The following is a 22,021-nucleotide window of genomic DNA, read 5'->3' on the forward strand; positions in this document are numbered from 1 at the left end:
ACTAATAATCATAAAATATTTTGGTATCGCAATAACATTATAATTAAGTTAATAATTATAAATAAGCTCAAGAAATGTAGTTTTAATTTTACTTTTCTATTGATTGAGAGTGCATAAAAAAGTATTTCAACTAAAATTGGAATACCAAAAAGTATTGGCCATCTATCAAAATTAAAGTAAAGGATTGCAATAAAAGCTACAGATATTCTTAAAATTAAAACTATTAAATCTACAAAGAACTTCTTTTTTACAATACCCAAGCCTAATAGGAAATAAAATGATACAGAAGACATTAACCAAACAGGTAATAAAAGTAAAAAAGTATGTAGTAATAATTTACTGTTTTCAAAAGTCTCTGCTCCAAGCCATGACAAAAAGAAAAAATCAATTTTTTCTAAAAATAAACTAACAAAAAGACCCGCTAGAGAAACAAAAATAGTGAGGTGAATATGAAATTTAGCCTGATTAGCTTCTGATATTTGATTACCTGAAATTCTTGGAAAAACCCAAGAGACCGAAGCTGTTATAATTGTTTTTAATTGATTTAAAACAGATACTGCTATTGCATAATATGCAAAATATTTAAGTCCAAGTAAAGCGCTAACAATCCATTTATCTACATGTGAATTAAAAATCAGTATTGTACTAGAGAACCATGCCCACTTGCTGTAGCCTAACATATCTTTAAACTTATTGTAACTAGAGAATCTAAAATGAAAAATTGGCCCATATCTTTTTTTTAAAAGAAAAAACTGAACTACTAAATAGATAAATGCAGAAATAGATGATATAAAAAAAACAATTCCCACATCTGAAAAAACGTATACCGTTATAATCTGCGCACTGTATAAAATAAATTTTGAAATAAAAGAATGCTTGGCGAGTTGCTTATAATTTTCGTAAGACTTGTGAAGCGCAAACAATGCTTGTTCAATTTGCTTTATAAAGAATAGGGGAATAGCATAAGGTAGAATTTTATGAAGATCTGTAACTTTGAAAAATTCCACATAAAAATTTACACAATAAATAAGATAGTATAAGCCTAAAAATAAAACAGCTAAAAAAATTAAGAAAACCAAGACAGAGCTGAACACTTTCTGTTGATCTTTGTAGTTTGAATAGCTTTTTGCCTCAGAAATAAATTTTATAATCGTTTCATTTATTCCAAAATTAAAAATTGATAATGAGGCTAATATGCTATTAATTAGTATCCATAAGCCATATTTTTCAATCCCGACTTGACTTATAAATATTGGTGTTGCAACTACCAAAAGTATTGGAGCAAAAACTACATCTAGCGTCGCATAAATACCATCCTTAATTGCTTTCATAAGCGTTTTTTTGTTGGTTAATATACCACACAGTCAATATCAATAGAATCATAACGTTAACGCTGGCTAGTAAATTTCCTGAGAAAAGAGACCCAAATAAAAGCGATAAAATTAAAAAATAAGTGGTTTTACTCTTTTTATTTAGAAGAAACTTGAAATAAAAAAAGTAACTCAAAAGTCCTAATATGCCAAAAAATAAAAATAAATCAAAAAACTCTAACTCAGCTTTATGTGCGTTGTATAAAGGGAAGCCAAATAAGATAGATTTCAGGCTCTTTTCTTCCATAAAATAGGGAATATAATTATCTGTGAGAAGATTATTTCTATGTGATAAAAATGAGCTCCAAAATCCGTCTCTCAAATAAATACCATAAAATAATTCATAATAAGTATTGTAGATTTTTAATAGGGTTTTATTAAAAATCAAACCAAGAATTAATGCTAAAGAAGTAATAGAAATAAGAAATCTGTAGTTTTTTATATATTTTATAAATAGGAAAAGTAAAAAAAACAAAGAGAAAAAGACTGTTTTCTTTGTCCCAAATAAGAATGAAGAAGTAAAAATTAGTAGGAAACTAACAACATTAAATACTGATTTATTCTTAGTAAAATGAAAATATGATAGTACAACAGTAACAAAAAAGATATATCCAATCTCATGATGATATAAGAGCATACCAGAATATCCAAATCTATTACCCCGGAAATAAGATTCAAAAAAACTTATATTAAAAACATATCCAATTATAGCACAAATAGAATTAATAGTCATGAAAAACAGAAAGCTTGATACGGATTTTTCAATGGTTATTAGCTTATTTTTCTGTAATAAATAGATTAAAAATAGTATTGAAACTATACTGCTTAAAAAATAATAGCCATTATACTTAATGTCATCTATATTTAAAAGTCTATAAGATGTTAATTGTGTTATTACATAGGCGATGGACAATAAAATTACCGATATGGTCAGCTCTTTTTTTACTTTTTTTATTTCAAGTTTTAGTAATAAAAAAAAAATTAATGAAGATTTAAAAACAATGACATAATTATAAAATAGTTTGTACCCCGTAAAATCCACAATCACTTTTACGATAAAATCGTATAAGAAAAAGAATATAAGAATGTAATTAGAAAGAAATTCTCTTAAAGTGGTGGAGATTTTAAATATATTCATCTGTAACTTACCTTCTTATTCTCTATAGAATACTTCCAATTTAGGCCTTAACTCTTCTTTCTTACTATTACTTGAGTGAAATCTTACTCCTTTATAAGACTTCATTTCGTCCTCAAGCATAAAAAGGTGGCCATAATTCTTAATTTCTCCAATTAATACTTTATTAACATAATCCGTCACATCTATCTTATAGTTTTGATATTTTTCTTGAGGGGCCATATAAGTCTTTTTTGATTTCTCTCTAAGGGCGGGTTGATTTTCCCAATTCACATCTCTACTAACCCACAATTCATTTATTTCATAACTCATAAAAGAGTTGTTTTTTCCAAAATGACCCGGTTCCAAAGCATATAGATATATAAAAGCAGAATCAACAACTGTTTTGTCTGGAATTGTTCTAAAACCAAACCTAATTAAAAACCTTTGGTCATTTGGTATAGAGTCATTTACTGATAGTGACAACATGTGTAACTTGTCAGATCCTGAAAAACTTGTTTTTGGATTTCCATGACTGATAAATGCGTCCTTCCCTGTAATTTCGTTTGGCCGAAACGACCATTTTTTTATTTCTTTGTTACAACTTAATAAAAAGAAAAGTGTGAGAAGGAAAAGGAAATTTTGTTTCCTGTGTCCAATCAGAAAATCGATAGTAAATTTGATTTTTTTCATTAAAGTCTGTTTTCGGTAATTTTTTTAGAAAGCACTCCTTTTAAATCATAAATTATACTATTGCTGCTTCTTATTTCACTAAAATCTAAGTCTAAAAAATCGTTATGTCCAACAACTAAAATTATGACATCATAACTTTCTTCTATTTTAGGAAGCAAATCAATATTATATCTTATTTTAACCTCATTTGTATTGGCATTAGGGTCATAAACATGTATAAGAGAATTGTATTGCAAAAGTGTTTTGTATAAATCAACAGCTTTTGTATTTCTAATATCCGAGCAATTCTCTTTAAATGTTAACCCTAACATTAATATCTTAGCAGAATTAGCATTAATATTATTTTTCACCATTAGCTTTAAGATTTCGGTCGCAACAAATTCTGCCATACTATCATTTAACCTCCTTGCTGCTAAAATAATTTCAGAATGATAACCAACTTCTTGAGCTTTTTGTGCTAAATAAAACGGGTCAACACCAATACAATGACCACCTACAAGACCCGGCTTAAAGTGTAAAAAATTCCACTTAGTTGCAGCTGCTTCTAAAACATCATGGGTATCTATACCCAACTTACTAAATATCACAGCTAGTTCATTAACAAATGCAATATTTACGTCTCTTTGAGCATTTTCAATTACCTTAGAAGCCTCAGCAACCTTAATACTTGGTGCTAGATGTGTCCCTGCTACAATTATTGATTTATATAGATTATCTATTTTTTTTCCTATCTCTGGAGTTGATCCTGAAGTTACTTTTTTAATATTGGCAACAGTACGTGTTTTATCGCCCGGATTGATTCTCTCGGGTGAATAACCGCAATAAAAATCTTCATTAAATTTTAAACTACTGTATTTCTCAAGAATAGGAACACATTCTTCTTCTGTAACACCAGGATATACAGTTGATTCATAAATAACAATGTCATTTTTGTTTAAAAGCTTCCCTACTGTTTTCGATGCTTTTTCTAATGGCTTCAAAATAGGTCTATTATTTCTATCAACTGGTGTGGGAACAGTAACTATATATATATTAGAATTGGCTATGTCTTCAACATTGAAAGAAAGAAATAGTTTGTTTTTCTGTTGATTTAGAACTTTTTTTAAATCATTGCTACTTACTTCGGAAGTATTGTCGTAGCATTTATTTAATTCATTTACTCTTTCTTTGTTAATATCAAACCCTACTACACTATATTTTTTGGCAAACTCAATTGCTAAAGGAAGACCAACATATCCTAAACCAATTATCGCTATTTTGTAATTCATGTCAATTTATTTGTAAATATCGGTTATTTTAAAAGATATTGGCAACTTATTGTATATCGTACGAAAGAAAACATTTGTAAAGACTGCTTTTCCATTCTTTGGTTATTATTTCAAATGTATGCTTCGCTTTAGAGGTATCTAGAACACTAAAGCCAGGACGTTTAGCTTTGGTAATATACTCATTAGAATTAACTGAGTTTAGCTTTAAATTTAACTGCCAATACTCAATAATTTGCTTAGCAAAACCATACCAAGTCGCCTTGCCCTCATTGCTAAAATGATATATGCCATAATGTTCGGAATTTAAAGTAATGATTTTACAAATAAAAACAGACAAATCTGAAGCGTAAGTGGGACAACCAATTTGATCATTAACTACATCTATCTCTTCCTTTTCATTAGATAGCCTAAGTATCGTTCTTACAAAGTTATTACTGTGATTAGAGTATAACCAAGATGTGCGAATTATAAAATACCTCTTTAAAGTTTTTTGTATTTCTATTTCTCCATCTCGTTTTGTTTTTCCATAGACGTTGATAGGATTAGTCTGGTCTTCTTCTGTGTAAGGCGTTTTCTTTTTGCCATCAAACACAAAATCTGTTGAAATATGAATTAAAACTACATTGTGCCTCTTACAAGCTAAGGCTAAATTTTTAACTCCAATAGTATTAACAAGTTTTGCTTTCTGAGGTTCTATTTCAGCTTTATCAACCGCTGTGTAAGCAGCACAATTAACACAATAATCGTATGTCTTAGCTTTAAAAGTTTTTGCTACAGATTGCTCTGAGGTAATATCTAATTCTTTTGAATTTTTAAAATCAAATGATATCTCTGGACAGTTCTCTTGTAAATCTCGAATACATTGCGCCAGTTGACTGTCTTTACCTGTAACTAAAACTGAAATCATAATACTAAATCTTCAAGTTTAGGTAATTGCAAGTCCTTCTGTGATAGTTTATAATCTACATCTAGATTTTTCCATTCAATATTGAGATTTACATCATTATAAATTATACCCGATTCACTTTCTTTATTATAAAAGTTATCGCACTTGTATGTAAAAATTGTGTTTTCTTCTAAAACCAAAAAGCCATGCGCAAACCCCCTAGGAATAAAAAGCTGAGTGTTATTTTCTCCTGAAAGTATTATTGAAAAATACATTCCAAAAGTTTTGGATTTTGGTCTAATATCTACTACAACATCTTGAACTGAGCCTCTGACTACACGTACCAATTTTGCTTGGGCATATTTTCCTTTTTGAAAATGTAACCCTCTTAAAACGCCTTTTGAAGAGGTTGATTGATTATCCTGAACAAAATCTAAATTTAATCCTGTTAGCTCTTCAAAAATCTTACTATTAAAGCCTTCAAAAAAAGAGCCTCTTTCGTCTTTAAAAAGTCTCGGTTGTATAATGTAACACCCATCAAGATTGGTTTTTTTAATCTGCATATTATCTGCTATTAACTAGGCTTAATAAGTGTTTACCGTATCCGCTTTTAACTAATGGTTCGGCAAGTTTAATTAATTGATTGTCGTCGATGTAACCCATAGAATATGCTGCTTCTTCTATTGCACCAATTTTAAGACCTTGACGTTCTTCGATAACCTCAACAAATTGAGACGCTTGTAATAGTGATTGAAAAGTCCCTGTATCTAACCAGGCAGTGCCTTTATCTAATATACTTACTTTAAGATTTCCTCTACTTAAATAAGCCTTGTTTATATCTGTAATTTCAAGTTCCCCTCTTGGACTCGGCTTAATTTGTTTCGCTATTTCAACAACATTGTTGTCGTAAAAATAAATGCCTGGTACTGCAAAATTAGATTTTGGATTATGAGGTTTTTCTTCGATAGATACAACATTTTCATTTTCGTCAAACTCAACAACACCATAGCGTTCTGGGTCGTGAACGTGATAAGCATAAACTATTCCGCCTTCAGGATTATTGTTTTGTTGGAGTAAATCTGAGAGTCCAGTACCATAAAAAATATTATCTCCCAGAATGAGCGCCACTTTATCTTCTCCTATAAAATCTTCTCCTATAATAAAAGCCTCTGCTAAACCATTAGGATGTGATTGCTCTGCGTAATTGAAGCTACAACCCAATTGAGAACCATCACCTAAAAGTTTCTCAAAAAGTGGTAAGTCTTGTGGTGTTGATATAATTAATATTTCCCTAATCCCTGCCCACATCAGAGTGGAGAGTGGATAGTAAATCATCGGTTTATCATAAATAGGCATCAACTGCTTACTTACCGCTAATGTGAGCGGATGCAAGCGAGTTCCAGAACCTCCAGCTAGAATTATTCCTTTCATTTATTGCTCGTATTTATTGATGTACCAATTTACGGTTTTTATGATACCCGATTCAAAATCTTCATCTGCGCTCCAACCTAATTGATTTTCAATTTTTGAGGCATCAATAGCGTATCTAAAATCATGACCTGGCCTGTCCGACACAAAGGTTATTAAACTCGAATAAGAGTCCTCTCGTGGTCTTAAATTATCTAAAATACTACAAATTGTATTAGCTATATAAAGGTTGTCTCTTTCATTTTTACCGCCGATATTATAGGTTTCTCCTGATTTACCTTTCTGAAACGCTAAATCAATACCTTTACAATGGTCTAAAACATAGAGCCAATCTCTAATATTTTTACCATCACCATAAATTGGAATTTGCTCACCTTTTAATGCTTTTCTAATAATCGTCGGAATCAACTTTTCATCATGCTGCTTTGGTCCGTAGTTATTACTACAATTAGTAGTTACCACATTCATCCCGTAAGTGTGAAAATAACTTCTTACTAAAAAATCTGATGATGCTTTAGACGCACTATATGGGCTATTGGGGGCATAAGGTGTACTTTCAGTAAACAAACCAGTTTCTCCTAATGTTCCGTAAACTTCATCTGTAGAAATATGATGAAATCTGTTTTTTTCGCGTCCATTTTTAACTTTAAATGGACTCTCCATCCAAGAACTTCTAGCAACATCTAATAGGTTAAATGTCCCCACAACATTAGTGTTTATAAATGCATCTGGGCTTGCTATTGAATTATCAACGTGGGATTCTGCCGCAAAGTGAATGACATGCGAAAAGTTATATTCCTCAAAGAGACTTTTAATTAAGTCTTTATCACAAATATCTCCTTTGATATAAGTGTAATTAGGGTAATTTGCAACTGCCTTTAAATTAGAAAGCTCTCCTGCATAGGTGAGCTTATCTAAATTTACGATTTGATGTTTCGAATACTTTTTTAAATAGTATTGAATAAAATTGGAACCTATAAATCCTAATCCTCCTGTTATTAATATTGAGGGATTACTAGTCTTCATATTTATTTACAAATTTCACGAAACTCATCAGCAGGAAAAGAAGTAATAGAAAAATTAATCCTACCGCTGGGAAAATATAGCCATATTTTTGTTCCCATGAATCTGTTGGTGTACCGACTTCCTGAAAACTAGAAATAATATCAAAAAATTCATCTTCAACAGCTACTGATTTATCTAATTCTTGTAACTTATTTCGTATTTCTAATTCTCTGTTCAATAAATCGTACTCTCTAGTTTTCTCGTCATCAGTGGATATCGAAAATCCCTCTCCTAACTTAACTCCTTTATCTTTGGGGTTTTTAGATTCGTCTTCAAGAATATCAATATACACTTTTTGTAGTGTTTTTATTTCCTGTAAAGATTTATTTAAGTTTCTTCTTTCAATTTCTACTATCGAATCTCTACGATTTCGAATTTTCTCTGAATAGTTGTTTTTAAAATTTGAGTTTAATCCTGGTTCCAAGTTTCTAAAAATTCTATTATCTAGAGATTCAACAGTTATTTCATATATACTACCATTATATAAAGATCTATTCTCTACAAAAGTCTCAAGCGTAATGGTTGAAGCGGTTAAACTATCTAATTGTTTTTTAAACTCATTAAATTTTAGAAGCCTATCGTTTTCAGACTCTGGCCCTGGCTTTATTTCAAAGTTTTTAAGTTTTTGAATTCTATCCTCTTCAACACTGAAAATATTAGACAATTGTTTGTAGTCCTCGTTTTTCAAAAGCGAATTATAATAATCAATATTAGAAATTAGTTGATATTTTGACTCAAAATAAGGTTTGACCATCATTTTTGAGCTATAAATAGTTGAGCTCTGTATTTCCAAAAGCTTCCCTCCAACAAAACCTATGAAGATAACAGCTGCAATAATTTTCCAATTATTTATTATTACTCTAGAAAATCCTATGAAAGTTGAAAAAATAAATTTAAATATAGACACAAAAAAACCGATAACACTATTAATTGCTTTACCTATAATTTTAAATAGTTGTCCTAAATCCACTTCTTCTTGATTTGTTTGTTGGTTATTTTCACTCATAATCTATTGATTGAATATTTGTTGTAATATTTTATTCGTAATAACATATGTTGGCTTAACACCTGTTGAGCCTAAACCTCCAGAAGCTAATGTACTTCCTGTTTCTAGGGGGTTATCACTGGCATAATAGGCGTATCTTACTTTAACGTCTTCATTTATATTACCTCTTACTCTAGAGGCAGCCTGTATAGCTTTTTGGTAATGTGCGCCTTCCATCTCTAGTCCTATAACATTCCATGTTGACTTTTTAAAGAACTTTAATATCTCTTTGTTTTGTAATGATGTGCCTAGTACTGTTATCATTGAACCTTCATAAACGTCAACTCCGCAATCTACCATATCTTGTTTACATAACTCATTCTTAAACGGATAATTGTCTGCTGTACCTTCAAAAATATGTGCCGAAGGAATCATAACATCACCTTTACCGCCTTGAAGTATACCCGCCTTACCCATTATTGAGATAGACTTAACATCTAAATGAACTTTATCTCCATTTACTGAAACAGGTTTTAATAACTCGTCCATAGTTTCGTAGGCTTGCTCTCCAAAGGCATAGTCCATAACTACAATAACAACCTTATCTTCAAGTTTTGTCTCTTGGTATTGAAAGTTAGTTTTAGTAAAGTCTATCTTATTAGTATCAAAAATCTGAACATTGATATTGGTTCCAGAAGTGTCCTTAATGTAGGTCATCCCGTTTTTGAAAGCGAGAGTTTCCACCTTGGTTCGCATAGCCCCATTTTGCGGCTGGCTAAGCGACTCAAAAACTTCATAAATGTCTTTAGCTTTAGGCGACTTTATAGCCGAATCTGCAAATAAAGAATTCATAACACTATGCATATTAGCACTTATGATATGAATAGGTCTTTCTAATAGATTTTGCTCATGTAAAACAGACTTTATGTTATCTGCCCAAACTTCGCCATGGATATGATGTCCTAATCGCTCTCTTAAAACTGGACTAAAAGTTACTGTTCTTTTGTTATTATTTACTGACTCTTCAATAGCAAGTTTACCTAACCAATATACAATATTCAGGAATCGCTCTGGTTGAGTGTCTGTAGCGAAATCGCTGTATACTTCCGAAATCTCATTAAATGTTCGTCCTAAAATATGAGCTGTGTGAGTTATGGCTATTTCGCGCTCTTTTTGAGTGAGTTTTTTATTCTTTTTTACAGCCGTTTCTAACTTTACCCAATCTCTTATTGTACTACCATTATCGTCGATTAAAACACGTTTACTAATTTTGTGAGATTCAACAAAAAGGAACGTCAAATGTGTTAGTATATCATAGATTTCGCTACGACCGCGTGTAATTTCAATATTCATTTGCTCCTCATCAATGCGGTAGCAATTGCGTCTTCTTTTAGGCGGAATAATAACCTGAAAATGAGAGTCTCCATAACCCTCATCGCTAGTTAAGTTAATAAATCTACACTCTTCTATCCCGTGAGGTAGTCTATCAATAACATATAAAAGCCCTTCGAGTTCGGCTTTTTCATCTGAAATAGAACCGTAAATCTCTGGTCTTAGTAGCAATAAGGCTTCACGAAGAGTTTCACCAGAAACACCCATTGGCTTATAAAAACCTCTATTGAACAAGTGACGCATAGTAATGTACATGCGTTCTATAGCGTTAGAACTCTGTTGTGCGCGCGTTCTTTTATGTATCTTCTTTTTGGCTTTCATTATTTTATTTAGCCTGCAAATATAAACTATTTCACCAATCCTTTATTGTACAACTCGTCAGCTATTTTTCTGTCATTAGATAATCTAGGAATTTTGTTTTGTCCACCCAATTTACCAATCGATTTCATATAATTTTTAAATCCTTCATTCTTAACTTTAGTTATTTTTAAGGGTCTGAGAACTTTCCCGTCAATCAAATCTTTATAATAGCTGTTTTGGGCTTGAAGCGATTGGTCTATTACATTTGTAAAAGTTACAAAATCTTTAGGTTCGTTTTCAAATTCTACAAACCACTCATGGTAGGGTAAACCTTCTTCGGGATTAATTTGAGGTGCAACGGTAAATTCGTTAATTGATACTTCTGAAGATTGAATAGCTTCGTTCATGGCCTGCTCCACTTCTTTTCCTATGACATGTTCTCCAAAGGCTGAAATAAAGTGCTTTATACGTCCTGAAACAATGACTCTGTAAGGTGAAGTACTCGTAAATTGAACGGTGTCTCCAATGTTGTATGCCCAAAGTCCTGCATTGGTGGATATAATCATCACGTAATTAATACCAACTTTTACATCTTTTAGCGTAATGCGTTGGGGATTGTCTTCAAAGAAATGTTCTGCTTCTACAAACTCATAAAAGATACCAGAATTCAACTGAAGCAACATTCCCTTTTCATTTTGCTTGTCTTGAAAGGCAAAAAAACCTTCGCTGGCAGGATAAAGCTCAATACTGTCTACTTTACGCCCTATTAAATTTTCGAACTTCGCTCGGTAAGGCTCATAATTGACGCCTCCGAATATAAAAAGATTAAAGTTTTTGAAGATATCACCTACCTTTTTATCTGTTTTCTCAATGAGCTTTTCAAAATACATCTGAACCCACGACGGAATACCCGAAATAATTGTCATATTCTCGGGTAAAGTCTCTTCTACAATAGCATCAACCTTGGTTTCCCAATCTTCAATACAATTGGTTTCCCAACTTGGCAATCGGTTTTTTTGAAGGTACTTAGGAACATAATGCGCCACAATCCCTGAGAGTCTTCCTAATTGAATTCCTTTTTGCTCTTTAAGAATTGGGCTTCCTTGAAGAAATATCATCTTACCATCTACAAAACGTGTATTACCGGTTTCATTTATATACATCAAAATAGCGTTTCGAGCTGCTTTTACATGGCTCGGCATACTATCTTTGGTTATTGGGATGTATTTGGCACCAGATGTAGTCCCTGATGTTTTAGCAAAATATATAGGTTTGCCTTTCCATAAGACATCTTCTTCTCCATCTACCACACGCTCTATATAAGACTTTAAAGCTTCATAATCTCTGATAGGAACGCGTTTTACAAAATCCTCGTGGTTATTTACACTTATAAAATCATGGTCTTTTCCAAAAGCTGTCCCAACAGCGTCTGCTATGAGTTTTTGAAACACTTTTTCTTGAGTTTCAATGGGGTGAGATGACCATTTTTTTATTTGCTTTGCGACTCTTTTTGCAAAAGGTTTTGCTAAAATTGCTTTTATGGATGCCATTACTGAAAGTCGATAAAGTTTGTGGGGTTAATTGGGTAGCCTTTGCTCCAAAGCTCAAAATGTAGGTGTGGTCCAGTAGTTAGCTCTCCCGTATTTCCAGAAAGTGCAATAACCTCACCTGCTTTTACCAAGTCTCCTTGTTCTTTGGTTACAGAACCGTTGTGTTTATAAATAGAAATCAACTCATTGCTATGTTCTAAAATAATAACGTAGCCTGTACTGACCGTCCACTCTGCAAAAATAACAATGCCATCTGCGGTAGCTTTTACGGGTGTTGTTTCTGGAACAACAACATCTACGGCAAAATGCTTTTCTTCTAAGTTATAACCTTCGGAAATAGTTCCGTTTACAGGTGGGAATAATACAAAATTTGAACTGTTAGTTTCGGAATCAAAAAGATTGTACTTGTCTTCTTTTGCAGCCTTCGCTCTCAGTAAGGAGTCTTCTTTGTTGGGAAAAACAGCTTCTATATCCTCAGCTTTGGCAGCTTCTATAATAGAATCTCGGTTAAAATCGAATTCAGCAACCTCACCTGTTAGTACTTTTTTTATAGAGGCATAATATTGGTCATTAAACACTAATTGCTGTTGTAAAGAATCAACTTTATAAGTGAGCTCAGTTGCTTTTTTCTTTAACGACGTGGAAGAATACCCAGGAATGTATTCTCTTAATGGCGTGTAAGCGATTAGAATAGTTGTAAAACCTACTAATAAAATGGCCGAAAGCGCTGTTAAAACAAAGACGTTGAGCCTGTTGAGTTTTATAGCATAACGCTCCTCAAAGGTGTCTTCGTTAAGTACCACTAAACGATACTTATGAAGTAGCTTTTTTTTAAGTAGCTTTTTCTTTTTTTCTTTTTTTGCCATGAGTGAAACAAAAGTATATAAAATAGCGTAATTGCTAAGTTATTAAATCCTAAAGTTGATGTCTTAACGTTGTAATTAAACTTTAATTACTAACTTTGTATCCTAATTTAATTATTATGATTTTAATGTCAATTGTATTAGCTATAGGTCCATGGCAATGGGTAATTATTGGGCTTGCCATTATTTTGTTATTTGGTGGAAAGAAAATCCCTGAATTAATGAAAGGTTTAGGAAGCGGAATTAAAGAATTTAAGGACGCTAGTAAGGACGATTCTAAAGAAGTAGAGAAAAAAGACTAAGTCTTTTAACTACATAAAATGAAAAGCCAACTCAGTGAGTTGGCTTTTTTATTTTATATCTGTGAAACAAATACCCTATTTAATCTTTATAGATTTTATAATTGACTCTAGTTCAAAAACGTATTCGCGTTTGTCTAAAGATGGTGCATAAACGTAACCCTCTGCAACAAGATATCTGTTATTTACTTTATCTTCAATAGCATAATTTACAAAAGGTCCTGCCATGTAAGCGCCTTCAATTTCCCACATACCTCTTGTCTCATATGCTGGTTTATTATCTATTATGGCCTCAAATAATGATGGTACATAAGCGTCTTCAGTTTTCATAATAATGCCATCTTCTCCAGGAATTTCAGAAGCTGTAATTTTGTCTCGCATTTTTATAATGTCTACAATAGTGCTATCCCCTTGTCTAATAGAATCTAACGGATAACTGTAAAACATTAGGTCCATGGTTTTATTATTGCTCAACCCTTTACGAACCCAGAAAAAATCATCTTCCGCTTTTCCTATTTTATATGCTGAAGGAATATCTATCGTAAACCCTAAAGCATTTTCCATAGCCTCGTCCTTGAGCAGAGATTTATTTATACGTCTTAACTTTTCTTCTACCTCTCGCTTAGTAAAAGCATCTATAATTTTTAGCTCATTCTCTTTTATAAGGTTAATGATTTCTTGGTCTGTCTTCCCTTTTACAGTAACTACAGTTTGTGGCTTAGCATATACATTGTCTCTTATAACTATCCCTGTAGAATCTGTTTTTTCAATCTTTAAGATTATTCTACTTTTTGTAGCAAAACCATCAAAAACTGGTGTTGGTATTTGTTTTAGTGAAAACATAGGCTCCTCTTGAGGTAGGCCTTTTGCAGGTGCGGCTAATACTGCTCTTATAGCTTCTCCAACTTTGTCTTCCCAAAGTAAATTATCAGCGACTACAGAAATAGAATTTATATTTCCTGAAGATGCAGATAGGTAACGTACGTTGTCTTTCTTTTCATCACAACTGAGTACTAATAGCAAACAAAATAAAGCGATAATATGTTTCATATTCTTAAAATTTTGAATTGGTTTACTGGGACACTACAAGAGTCATTCCAATTTTGAGTTTATTGCTACTAATATCGTTCCAATCTTTTAAATTTTGAACAGAAACTCCAGAAAACTTTTGAGCAATACTCCAAAGAGAATCTCCAGATTTAACTTTGTAAGTCTTTTTCCCAGCTTTGCTAACTGTGGTTTTTGGTTTAGATTTTGAAGTAGACTTTGATGTACTAGCTACAGGATTTCGTGGGTATATGGTGAGTCGTTGACCAATTTTAAGGTTATTACTACGTAAGCCATTCCAACGTTTTATCTGACTAACACGTACACCGTATTTTCGTGCTATTTTCCCTAGATAATCTCCACTTCTAACACGATATCTCACTTTTGTGTCGTTTTCAAAAAATTGAGGTAAAGGTTTTTCACGCTTGTCAAACTCAGCTTTAGCAAAAGCATAGATTTTATCTTCGTTAGCTACAAAAGGCCCAATAGCATGTCGAGGTAAGCGAATGTTGTAATTTTCGTCTTTAATATAGGGTATAATATCTAGCTTGTATGACGGGTTTAAATACTGAAGCTCTTCAATATTTACGTCAGTCACCTCTGCCACTTGGTCTAGAGTTATCATCTGCTTTACACGAATAGTGTCTGTTTCTACATACTGATATTTTGGTCTTTCTGGCTTAAAACCGTGTTCCTCGGCAAACTCAAAAATATACATAGTTGCTAGAAAAGCCGGAAGATAACCCGCTGTTTCACGTGGAAGATGTGGTCTTATATTCCAATAATTGGTGTAACCCCCTGAGCGTCTAATAGCTTTAGACACATTTCCAGGTCCTGAATTATACGATGCTAAAGCCAAATCCCAATCACCGAAAATCTTATACAATCTTGCTAAGTATTTGGCTGCAGCATCTGTTGACTTGATAGGGTCTCTGCGCTCATCTACATAGCTACTAACATCAAGCCCATACTCTTTACCTGTGCCAAACATAAACTGCCAAAGCCCTGTTGCACCAACTCTGGAGCGCGCTCTAGGTTTTAATGCCGATTCTACTATGGCTAGATATTTTACTTCTAAGGGAATATCCTCTTTATCGAGAGCTTCTTCAAACATAGGAAAGTAAAAATGACTTAATCCCATGAGTCTTTCCATGGACGTTCTTCTGGTTTTTAAGTAGCGTTTTATAACACTTTCTAAAGACGGATTGTATTCAATATTAAAAGGTGTTCTCGCATTTAGGCGTTTTAATCTTGCCTTTAAAGTATCGGTCGATAGCTCTGGATAGTCTACAGGCTCATAATCAAGGTTAGTTACAGACTTATAAATAGTATCGTAAAGCGCATTACTATATAATTCCTCTAACCATTTTTCGTCAAGTTCTGCAGCACGCTTATCATCTTCTAGCGACTTTATTTTAGTCGTATCACTTATGGCTGGTATTTTATTATTCGTTGCTGAAGCCCCATCTAACACCTTGCTCTTACTAGGCTTATAATACGTTTGCCCATTGATAATGGTGTCAATAACATAGGTTTTACCTTTTTCAAAATCCTTCTCTGTAATTCTTTGTTTTTCAGGCGTAGGAATAGAATCTTGAGCAAAGCCAAAAGCTCCAACAAAAACAATAAGTAAAATGCAGATTTTAGATTTCATAAGTAAGTCTGTTTAATATTGCTAACGGATAGCACTATTAAAATTGTGCTTTAAAGTAGAAAAAAATAGATTAATCTAAAATAGCGGCAATACCAGGAAGTGTTTTTCCTTCTAAACTTTCTAGCATAGCACCACCTCCTGTGCTCACATAGCTTACCTTATCTTGAAAGCCAAATTGCTTTACAGCAGCAACAGAATCACCACCGCCTACTAATGAAAATGCGCCTTTTTCGGTAGCTTCAGCAATAGAATTCCCAAGCTCAATAGTTCCATTAGCGAAACTTTCCATCTCAAAAACACCTAAAGGACCGTTCCAAAGTATGGTTTTGCATTGCATCACGACTTCATGAAAATTGGACTTAGATTTTGGGCCAGCATCTAAACCTTGCCAACCATCAGGTATTTGCGTAACATCAACAACCTGAGTGTCTGCATCATTGCTAAATGCATTTGCAGCCAAAACATCTACTGGTAAATGCACTTTTACATTTTTAGCTTCTGCTTGTTTCAAAATCTCTAGAGCTAGTTCCATTTTATCATCTTCGCAAATAGAATCGCCTACTTTTCCGCCTTGCGCTTTAATAAAAGTAAAGGTCATACCTCCACCTACAATAAGATGGTCTACTTTATCTAAAATATTTTCTATAATCGTAATTTTTGAAGACACTTTTGCGCCACCAAGTACTGCTAAGACAGGCTTTTCACCATCTTCCATTACTTTTTTGATGCTCTCTATTTCTTTGGCTAATAAGTGACCAAAGCACTTATGTTCTGGGAAGAATTCTGCAACAACTGTAGTTGATGCATGGGCTCTGTGCGCCGTGCCAAAAGCATCATTAACGTATACATCTCCCAATCTTGAAAGCTTTTCAGCAAAATTCTTGTCTCCTGCCTTTTCTTCTTCATGAAAACGAAGATTTTCTAGTAATAAAATCTCACCAGGTTTAAGAGCCGAGGCTTTAGATTCTGCTTCTTCTCCAATACAATTACTTGCAAACTGAACTTCAACACCAAAAACATCTTCAATTTTATCAACTATATGGCGCAGAGAAAATTCATCCTTAACACCTTTAGGGCGACCTAAATGCGACATTAAGACACAGCTTCCACCATCTTCTAAAACCTTAATAATTGTTGGCTTTGCAGACTGAATTCTCGTGTCGTCAGTAACGGTAAAGTTTTCATCTAATGGCACATTAAAATCTACACGGATTAGAGCTTTTTGGTCTTTAAAGTTGAAGTCGTTTAGGGTTTTCATTATAGTAGTATTAGTGAATAACAAATATAAATATTCCCATTATATTCAACGCTTATGAACCAAGCTATTTTATTCAAATAAGTCTCAAAAAAATACATAGCTTTGCTTCATGCTTTTTTCGGAAATTTTAGGGCAACATCATATTAAATCTCACCTTACTAAAAGTGCGGATGCGGGTCGTATTCCTCACGCTCAACTCTTTGTGGGACCAGAAGGTTCAGGAACTTTACCTATGGCTATTGCTTACGCTCAATATCTTTTATGCGCCAATAAAAATTCTGAAAACACCGAAGGCAATCAAGCTTGTAATCTTAAGTTTAATAACCTTTCTCACCCAGATTTACACTTTGCATTCCCAGTTACCACAAACGATAAAGTAAAACGCCATCCTGTGTCTAGTCAATTTTTAGAAGAATGGCGACAGCTTATAGACCAGCAACCTTATGGTAATTTATTCGATTGGTATAAAATGCTTGGTGTAGATAATAAGCAAGGGCAAATTGGTGTTGATGAAGCTCAAGATATTGTAAAATCCTTGAGTTTAAAATCTTATGAAGGTGGTTATAAAGTGATGCTCATTTGGATGGCTGAAAAGATGAATACCTCTGCTGCAAACAAACTTTTAAAGCTCATTGAAGAACCGCCGGAAAAAACCATTTTTATTCTCATTGCTGAAGACGAAGAGCAAATTATAGGCACAATACGGTCTCGCTGTCAAGTTTTACATTTTCCTCCGCTTCCGGAACTGGTTATTGCAGAAGCTTTGGTTAAGAAATATGATATCGAACAAAATGTGGCTACTAAAATTGCCCAACAATCTAATGGTAATTTTAACAAAGCTTGCGACTTAGTTTACCAAGATAGCGAAGATATTCAGTTTGAAAAGTGGTTTATCCTTTGGGTTCGTTCTGCTTTTAAGGCTAAAGGCAACAAGTCTGCCATTAGAGATTTAATTGCTTGGTCCGAGGAGATTGCAAAAACAGGCCGTGAAACACAAAAGCAGTTTTTACATTTTTGCATCAATTATTTTAGACAGGCTATGCTCTTAAATTATAAGGCAACTGAATTGGTGTATTTAGAGCCTAAATCTGAAAGTTTTCAGTTAGAGAAATTTGCACCTTTTGTTCACAATTCTAACATTATTGAGATTACCGAAGAATTACAAAGCGCTATTTATCATATAGAACGTAATGGGAACGCGAAGATTATTCTAACAGATTTATCCATAAAATTAACAAGGTTATTGCATAAAAAAAGTCAAGCAAACGCCTGACTTTCAGTTTTTTATGTAATTCGTGTTACTTTTTCTCTTCTTCTTTTTCATCCTTTTCAAGCTCAGCATTCATAGCATCTGTAATCACTTTTGTTAAGTCGTAAGCTTCTTCACCGTATAAAACACTTCCCGCTTCATTTTGTCCGAAAATAAAATTATAACCATTCGCTTTTCCATAGTCCTTTACAAAAGCATTCATCTTCTTTACTACAGAGTCCATTTCTTGAGCAAAACCTTGTTGAAGTATTTGTTGGTCTTTTTGAAACTGCTGCGTTAATAGTTGGTTTTTCTGTCCAAGCTCGTTGTACTTTTCCTGAGCTTTCTTCTGTGACATTTTACTAGAAGCTAGCTGAAACGCCTTTACCTCTACTTGAAATTCTCTATCGATGCTATCCATACGTTTTGAGAAAGCTTCGTTTCTTGCTTTGTAAGTCTCCTCGATGTCGATTTTCATTTGGTAACCATCTAAAACATCACCATTATTTACAAAACCAATTTTTTGCTGTTGTTGGCAAGCTGAAAATAAAACGGCGATTGCTAAAACTCTAAATATGTTTTTCATTTCTTTTGATATATTGATTTTAAATTTTGGCAAATGTATAAAAGTTGACCGATAATTGGCATTAAATATTTACTATTGGTTTTTTCTATTGACAGCGGCTTCATAAATAATTAACATCTATTAAAAATAGATTGAAAATAGACCTAAATAAGATTGGTTTGGTTTAAATGAATATATATTGAGGTGCTTAATACTAAAAACCTCTTAAAAGGCCTTATTTTAAGTTTTAACCCTTTTTGAAGACATAAATTAAAGAGGAGTACTCTCCTGAGCGTTTTGCTTTGAGATTTGACCTTAACCCAATCCAAAATGCCATAAATGGATTCATGAATCCTCTTTTATATTTTTCTGAAAGTAGACTTACATAAAACGAATCAAAAAGCATCGGCAATGTTTTTTGACAAACGAAACCAAACCCTTCTAATAATTGTTTTATTCCATTTTGAGAAAAATGCCAAAGGTGTCTTGGCACATCGTAAGCAGCCCAAAATGATTTATAATATTCCGCGTCGTAACTTTTGTAATTTGGAACTGCAATAATTAAAGTTCCTTTATCTTCTAGTAATGGTTTTAATAAATTAATCTGATTGTCTAAATCGTGTATATGCTCAAACACATGCCAAAGTGTAATCACGTCGAATTTATTGTCTAAATCTTTGTAGTCTTCTAATTTTTCAATAACTATATTATTCGTCTTTTGATTTGCTATATTTCTAGCATTAATGTTTGGCTCGATACCAATTACTCTCCAATCATCATTTTGAGCAATTTTTAAAAAATCTCCCGTACCGCATCCAACATCTAATAGCCTCCTTGTTGGTTTAAAACTTTGGTCCTGTCTTCGCAAATAGTAATTGATTAACTTAAGTTTTCGCTTAAGTGAAATTTTTCTAACTAAGTGATATAATTGCTCTAAAAGGTTTTGTTTTGTGTCCGTATGAGAAATGTAATCTTCACTTTCGTAATATTTTGATAATTCTTCAACTTGAGGCTGCGGATGTGTTTCAAGTATGCCTTCGTACTGATTGTATATCAATTCAAACTGTTCCCCAGAAACCGAATGGTCTTTTAGAAATAGAAAAGTCTTTTCGTTTTTCATTTAAAAATTAAAGCTTATGTTCCACGTGGAACACAAAAAATTATCGCCCTAAATAAACTAATAATACAGAAATATCTGCTGGAGAAACACCGCTTATTCTTGAAGCCTGTGAAACTGTAACGGGTTGTATTTCGTTTAATTTTCCGCGCGCTTCTAAACTCATAGATTGTAATTTAGAATAGTCAAAATTAGCCGGAATTTTTACATTTTCTAAACGCTGAAGTTTGTCTGCGTTGTTCTTTTCCTTCTCTATATAGCCCGCATATTTTACTTGAATTTCTGCTTGTTCAAGTACTTCCGTATCTAGCTGTTTATCCAAAACATAACTCTCAACAGATGCTACTTTTCGCATATCATCAATAGTAATATTTGGACGCGCAAACAGCTTAAACATCTTATCCTGTTGCTTAACCTGTGAAGAATTTTTGGACTCTAAAACAGGATTAATCTCATCGGGCTTTACGCTTGTGGTTCTGAAAAACTCTACGAAAGCATCAGCCTTAGATTGTTTTTCTTCCATACGGCGAAGACGTTTTTCAGATGCTAATCCTAGTTTATACCCCTTTGGCGTTAATCTAAAATCTGCATTATCCTGACGTAACAGAGTTCTGTATTCAGCACGAGACGTAAACATTCGGTATGGCTCTTCTGTCCCTTTGGTAATTAAATCATCAATTAAAACACCGATATAAGCTTCATCTCTTCTGAGTGTAAAAGGGTCTTTTCCCTGAACCTTTAAACTAGCATTAATACCAGCCATCAAACCTTGAGATGCAGCTTCTTCGTAACCTGTTGTTCCGTTAATTTGACCTGCAAAAAACAAGCCATCAACCAACTTAGTTTCTAGCGTATGCTTTAATTGTGTTGGTGGGAAATAATCATATTCAATGGCATACCCTGGTCTGAAAAATTTCACATTTTCGAAACCTACAACAGAACGAAGCGCTTTGAATTGAACATCTTCTGGTAACGACGTGGAAAAACCATTCACGTAAACTTCTACTGTATTCCAACCTTCTGGCTCCACAAATAATTGATGTCTATTTTTATCTGCAAAGCGGTTTATCTTATCTTCTATTGAAGGGCAATATCTTGGCCCAACACTTTTAATACGTCCATTAAACATTGGAGAGCGGTCGAAGCCTTCTCGCAACAAATCATGTACTTCTTCACTAGTGTGTGTCATATAACAAGAACGCTGGTTCGTTAATGGCTTAGTGGTATCCAAATAAGAAAACTTATCTGGATTTTCATCGCCTGGCTGCTCAATCATTTTAGAATAATCTAAAGAACGACCGTCAACTCGTGGAGGTGTTCCTGTTTTCATTCGACCTGAATTAAAGCCAAATTCTATGAGCTGTTCTGTAATTCCAGTAGCTGCCCTTTCGCCTGCTCTTCCTCCACCAAAATTCTTTTCACCAATATGTATAAGCCCATTCAAAAAAGTACCGTTGGTTAACACAACAGTTTTTGCTCTAACTTCAATCCCAAGCGATGTAGTTACCCCTTCAACTTTACCATTCTTTACAATAAGGCCAGAAACCATTTCTTGGTAGAAATCTAAGTTTGGAGTGTTCTCTAAAAGTAATCTCCAATCTTCTGCAAAACGCATTCGGTCACTCTGCACACGTGGACTCCACATCGCAGGGCCTTTTGACTTATTAAGCATTTTAAACTGAATAGCTGAAGTATCTGAAACAATACCACTGTATCCTCCAAGTGCATCAATCTCCCTGACAATTTGCCCTTTAGCAATTCCGCCCATAGCAGGGTTACAAGACATCTGCGCTATATTTTGCAAATTCATAGTAATGAGGAGTGTTTTGCTACCCATGTTAGCGGCAGCGGCAGCAGCTTCACTACCTGCGTGCCCTGCACCAACTACTATTACATCATAAATATCATTAAACATAAC

General features: G+C 33.4%; 20 protein-coding genes. 2 read left to right on the top strand and 18 right to left on the bottom strand.

Annotated elements, in window-relative coordinates; genetic code table 11:
- Positions 1 to 8: 8 nt before the first annotated feature.
- The 12 genes from BUB95_RS04925 to BUB95_RS04980 are packed head-to-tail and all read right to left on the bottom strand — an operon-like array spanning position 9 to position 12,917.
- A complete protein-coding gene (locus BUB95_RS04925) occupies positions 9 to 1,331 on the bottom strand; it encodes an oligosaccharide flippase family protein (RefSeq protein ID WP_073083814.1) in 1,323 nt (440 codons plus the stop codon).
- A complete protein-coding gene (locus tag BUB95_RS04930) occupies positions 1,318 to 2,508 on the bottom strand; it encodes a hypothetical protein (protein WP_073083816.1) in 1,191 nt (396 codons plus the stop codon). Before BUB95_RS04930 ends, BUB95_RS04925 begins: the two co-directional genes overlap by 14 nt.
- Before the next feature lie 15 nt (positions 2,509 to 2,523).
- On the bottom strand, positions 2,524 to 3,177 hold the full coding sequence (locus BUB95_RS04935) for a DNRLRE domain-containing protein (protein WP_073083819.1): 654 nt from the start codon (positions 3,175 to 3,177) through the stop codon (positions 2,524 to 2,526).
- Positions 3,177 to 4,445 carry a nucleotide sugar dehydrogenase gene (locus BUB95_RS04940; protein WP_073083821.1) on the bottom strand — a complete coding sequence of 423 codons (1,269 nt, stop codon included), beginning with the start codon at positions 4,443 to 4,445 and terminating at the stop codon, positions 3,177 to 3,179. Before BUB95_RS04940 ends, BUB95_RS04935 begins: the two co-directional genes overlap by 1 nt.
- A 46-nt stretch (positions 4,446 to 4,491) precedes the next feature.
- Positions 4,492 to 5,352, bottom strand: a complete 861-nt coding sequence (gene rfbD / locus BUB95_RS04945) for a dTDP-4-dehydrorhamnose reductase (RefSeq protein WP_073083823.1) — start codon at positions 5,350 to 5,352, stop codon at positions 4,492 to 4,494.
- Positions 5,349 to 5,894, bottom strand: a complete 546-nt coding sequence (gene rfbC / locus BUB95_RS04950; RefSeq protein ID WP_073083825.1) for a dTDP-4-dehydrorhamnose 3,5-epimerase — start codon at positions 5,892 to 5,894, stop codon at positions 5,349 to 5,351. Before rfbC ends, rfbD begins: the two co-directional genes overlap by 4 nt.
- A gap of 1 nt (position 5,895) precedes the next feature.
- Positions 5,896 to 6,762, bottom strand: a complete 867-nt coding sequence (gene rfbA / locus BUB95_RS04955; RefSeq protein ID WP_073083827.1) for a glucose-1-phosphate thymidylyltransferase RfbA — start codon at positions 6,760 to 6,762, stop codon at positions 5,896 to 5,898.
- A complete protein-coding gene (gene rfbB, locus BUB95_RS04960; protein ID WP_073083830.1) occupies positions 6,763 to 7,785 on the bottom strand; it encodes a dTDP-glucose 4,6-dehydratase in 1,023 nt (340 codons plus the stop codon). It abuts the gene before it with no gap.
- The gene (locus tag BUB95_RS04965) at positions 7,775 to 8,830 is read right to left on the bottom strand and encodes a hypothetical protein (protein ID WP_073083832.1); all 1,056 of its coding nucleotides are present in this window, start codon (positions 8,828 to 8,830) and stop codon (positions 7,775 to 7,777) included. Before BUB95_RS04965 ends, rfbB begins: the two co-directional genes overlap by 11 nt.
- A 3-nt stretch (positions 8,831 to 8,833) precedes the next feature.
- On the bottom strand, positions 8,834 to 10,522 hold the full coding sequence (locus BUB95_RS04970; protein WP_073083835.1) for a DUF6909 family protein: 1,689 nt from the start codon (positions 10,520 to 10,522) through the stop codon (positions 8,834 to 8,836).
- A 26-nt stretch (positions 10,523 to 10,548) separates the two neighbouring features.
- Positions 10,549 to 12,051, bottom strand: coding sequence for a GH3 auxin-responsive promoter family protein (locus BUB95_RS04975; RefSeq protein ID WP_073083837.1), 1,503 nt, complete (start codon positions 12,049 to 12,051; stop codon positions 10,549 to 10,551).
- The gene (locus tag BUB95_RS04980) at positions 12,051 to 12,917 is read right to left on the bottom strand and encodes a M23 family metallopeptidase (RefSeq protein WP_073083839.1); all 867 of its coding nucleotides are present in this window, start codon (positions 12,915 to 12,917) and stop codon (positions 12,051 to 12,053) included. Before BUB95_RS04980 ends, BUB95_RS04975 begins: the two co-directional genes overlap by 1 nt.
- Before the next feature lie 116 nt (positions 12,918 to 13,033).
- On the opposite strand from BUB95_RS04980, the gene BUB95_RS04985 reads away from it, so the two are divergent.
- The gene (locus BUB95_RS04985; RefSeq protein ID WP_073083841.1) at positions 13,034 to 13,216 is read left to right on the top strand and encodes a twin-arginine translocase TatA/TatE family subunit; all 183 of its coding nucleotides are present in this window, start codon (positions 13,034 to 13,036) and stop codon (positions 13,214 to 13,216) included.
- A gap of 75 nt (positions 13,217 to 13,291) precedes the next feature.
- On the opposite strand, the gene BUB95_RS04990 is transcribed toward BUB95_RS04985, so the two are convergent.
- From BUB95_RS04990 to BUB95_RS05000, 3 genes are all read right to left on the bottom strand, one after another.
- Complete coding sequence (locus BUB95_RS04990) at positions 13,292 to 14,263, bottom strand: DUF4837 family protein (RefSeq protein ID WP_073083844.1); 972 nt, start codon at positions 14,261 to 14,263, stop codon at positions 13,292 to 13,294.
- A 22-nt stretch (positions 14,264 to 14,285) separates the two neighbouring features.
- Positions 14,286 to 15,914 (bottom strand): lytic transglycosylase domain-containing protein, encoded by a 1,629-nt coding sequence (locus tag BUB95_RS04995; protein WP_073083846.1) that lies wholly within the window; start codon positions 15,912 to 15,914, stop codon positions 14,286 to 14,288.
- A gap of 70 nt (positions 15,915 to 15,984) precedes the next feature.
- A complete protein-coding gene (locus tag BUB95_RS05000) occupies positions 15,985 to 17,172 on the bottom strand; it encodes a phosphoglycerate kinase (RefSeq protein WP_073083848.1) in 1,188 nt (395 codons plus the stop codon).
- Positions 17,173 to 17,281: 109 nt separating this feature from the next.
- On the opposite strand from BUB95_RS05000, the gene BUB95_RS05005 reads away from it, so the two are divergent.
- Positions 17,282 to 18,445: a DNA polymerase III subunit gene (locus BUB95_RS05005; protein ID WP_073083850.1), complete on the top strand. Its 1,164-nt coding sequence runs from the start codon at positions 17,282 to 17,284 to the stop codon at positions 18,443 to 18,445.
- 25 nt (positions 18,446 to 18,470) lie between these two features.
- Here BUB95_RS05005 and BUB95_RS05010 read toward each other — a convergent pair whose 3' ends face one another.
- The 3 genes from BUB95_RS05010 to mnmG form a co-directional block, all read right to left on the bottom strand.
- Entirely contained in the window at positions 18,471 to 19,007 is a 537-nt protein-coding gene (locus BUB95_RS05010; protein WP_073083852.1) for an OmpH/Skp family outer membrane protein, read from the bottom strand.
- Positions 19,008 to 19,233: 226 nt separating this feature from the next.
- The gene (locus BUB95_RS05015) at positions 19,234 to 20,106 is read right to left on the bottom strand and encodes a class I SAM-dependent methyltransferase (RefSeq protein ID WP_073083854.1); all 873 of its coding nucleotides are present in this window, start codon (positions 20,104 to 20,106) and stop codon (positions 19,234 to 19,236) included.
- A gap of 40 nt (positions 20,107 to 20,146) precedes the next feature.
- Entirely contained in the window at positions 20,147 to 22,018 is a 1,872-nt protein-coding gene (gene mnmG, locus BUB95_RS05020; protein ID WP_073083856.1) for a tRNA uridine-5-carboxymethylaminomethyl(34) synthesis enzyme MnmG, read from the bottom strand.
- Positions 22,019 to 22,021: the final 3 nt, after the last annotated feature.

Origin of the sequence: Winogradskyella jejuensis, assembly GCF_900129745.1 — a bacterium.
In the GTDB taxonomy this organism is placed as follows: Bacteria; Bacteroidota; Bacteroidia; order Flavobacteriales; family Flavobacteriaceae; genus Winogradskyella; species Winogradskyella jejuensis.

Excerpts from the sequence above, each read along its gene's own strand:
- BUB95_RS05005 (WP_073083850.1), top strand. The coding sequence starts at position 17,282 with ATGCTTTTTTCGGAAATTTTAGGGCAACATCATATTAAATCTCACCTT.
- BUB95_RS04980 (WP_073083839.1), bottom strand. The coding sequence starts at position 12,917 with ATGGCAAAAAAAGAAAAAAAGAAAAAGCTACTTAAAAAAAAGCTACTT.
- BUB95_RS04985 (WP_073083841.1), top strand. The coding sequence starts at position 13,034 with ATGATTTTAATGTCAATTGTATTAGCTATAGGTCCATGGCAATGGGTA.
- BUB95_RS04965 (WP_073083832.1), bottom strand. The coding sequence starts at position 8,830 with ATGAGTGAAAATAACCAACAAACAAATCAAGAAGAAGTGGATTTAGGA.
- BUB95_RS04930 (WP_073083816.1), bottom strand. The coding sequence starts at position 2,508 with ATGAATATATTTAAAATCTCCACCACTTTAAGAGAATTTCTTTCTAAT.
- BUB95_RS04975 (WP_073083837.1), bottom strand. The coding sequence starts at position 12,051 with ATGGCATCCATAAAAGCAATTTTAGCAAAACCTTTTGCAAAAAGAGTC.
- rfbC (WP_073083825.1), bottom strand. The coding sequence starts at position 5,894 with ATGCAGATTAAAAAAACCAATCTTGATGGGTGTTACATTATACAACCG.
- BUB95_RS04940 (WP_073083821.1), bottom strand. The coding sequence starts at position 4,445 with ATGAATTACAAAATAGCGATAATTGGTTTAGGATATGTTGGTCTTCCT.
- rfbA (WP_073083827.1), bottom strand. The coding sequence starts at position 6,762 with ATGAAAGGAATAATTCTAGCTGGAGGTTCTGGAACTCGCTTGCATCCG.
- rfbD (WP_073083823.1), bottom strand. The coding sequence starts at position 5,352 with ATGATTTCAGTTTTAGTTACAGGTAAAGACAGTCAACTGGCGCAATGT.
- BUB95_RS04935 (WP_073083819.1), bottom strand. The coding sequence starts at position 3,177 with ATGAAAAAAATCAAATTTACTATCGATTTTCTGATTGGACACAGGAAA.
- rfbB (WP_073083830.1), bottom strand. The coding sequence starts at position 7,785 with ATGAAGACTAGTAATCCCTCAATATTAATAACAGGAGGATTAGGATTT.
- mnmG (WP_073083856.1), bottom strand. The coding sequence starts at position 22,018 with ATGTTTAATGATATTTATGATGTAATAGTAGTTGGTGCAGGGCACGCA.
- BUB95_RS04995 (WP_073083846.1), bottom strand. The coding sequence starts at position 15,914 with ATGAAATCTAAAATCTGCATTTTACTTATTGTTTTTGTTGGAGCTTTT.
- BUB95_RS04970 (WP_073083835.1), bottom strand. The coding sequence starts at position 10,522 with ATGAAAGCCAAAAAGAAGATACATAAAAGAACGCGCGCACAACAGAGT.
- BUB95_RS05015 (WP_073083854.1), bottom strand. The coding sequence starts at position 20,106 with ATGAAAAACGAAAAGACTTTTCTATTTCTAAAAGACCATTCGGTTTCT.
- BUB95_RS04990 (WP_073083844.1), bottom strand. The coding sequence starts at position 14,263 with ATGAAACATATTATCGCTTTATTTTGTTTGCTATTAGTACTCAGTTGT.
- BUB95_RS05000 (WP_073083848.1), bottom strand. The coding sequence starts at position 17,172 with ATGAAAACCCTAAACGACTTCAACTTTAAAGACCAAAAAGCTCTAATC.
- BUB95_RS04925 (WP_073083814.1), bottom strand. The coding sequence starts at position 1,331 with ATGAAAGCAATTAAGGATGGTATTTATGCGACGCTAGATGTAGTTTTT.
- BUB95_RS05010 (WP_073083852.1), bottom strand. The coding sequence starts at position 19,007 with ATGAAAAACATATTTAGAGTTTTAGCAATCGCCGTTTTATTTTCAGCT.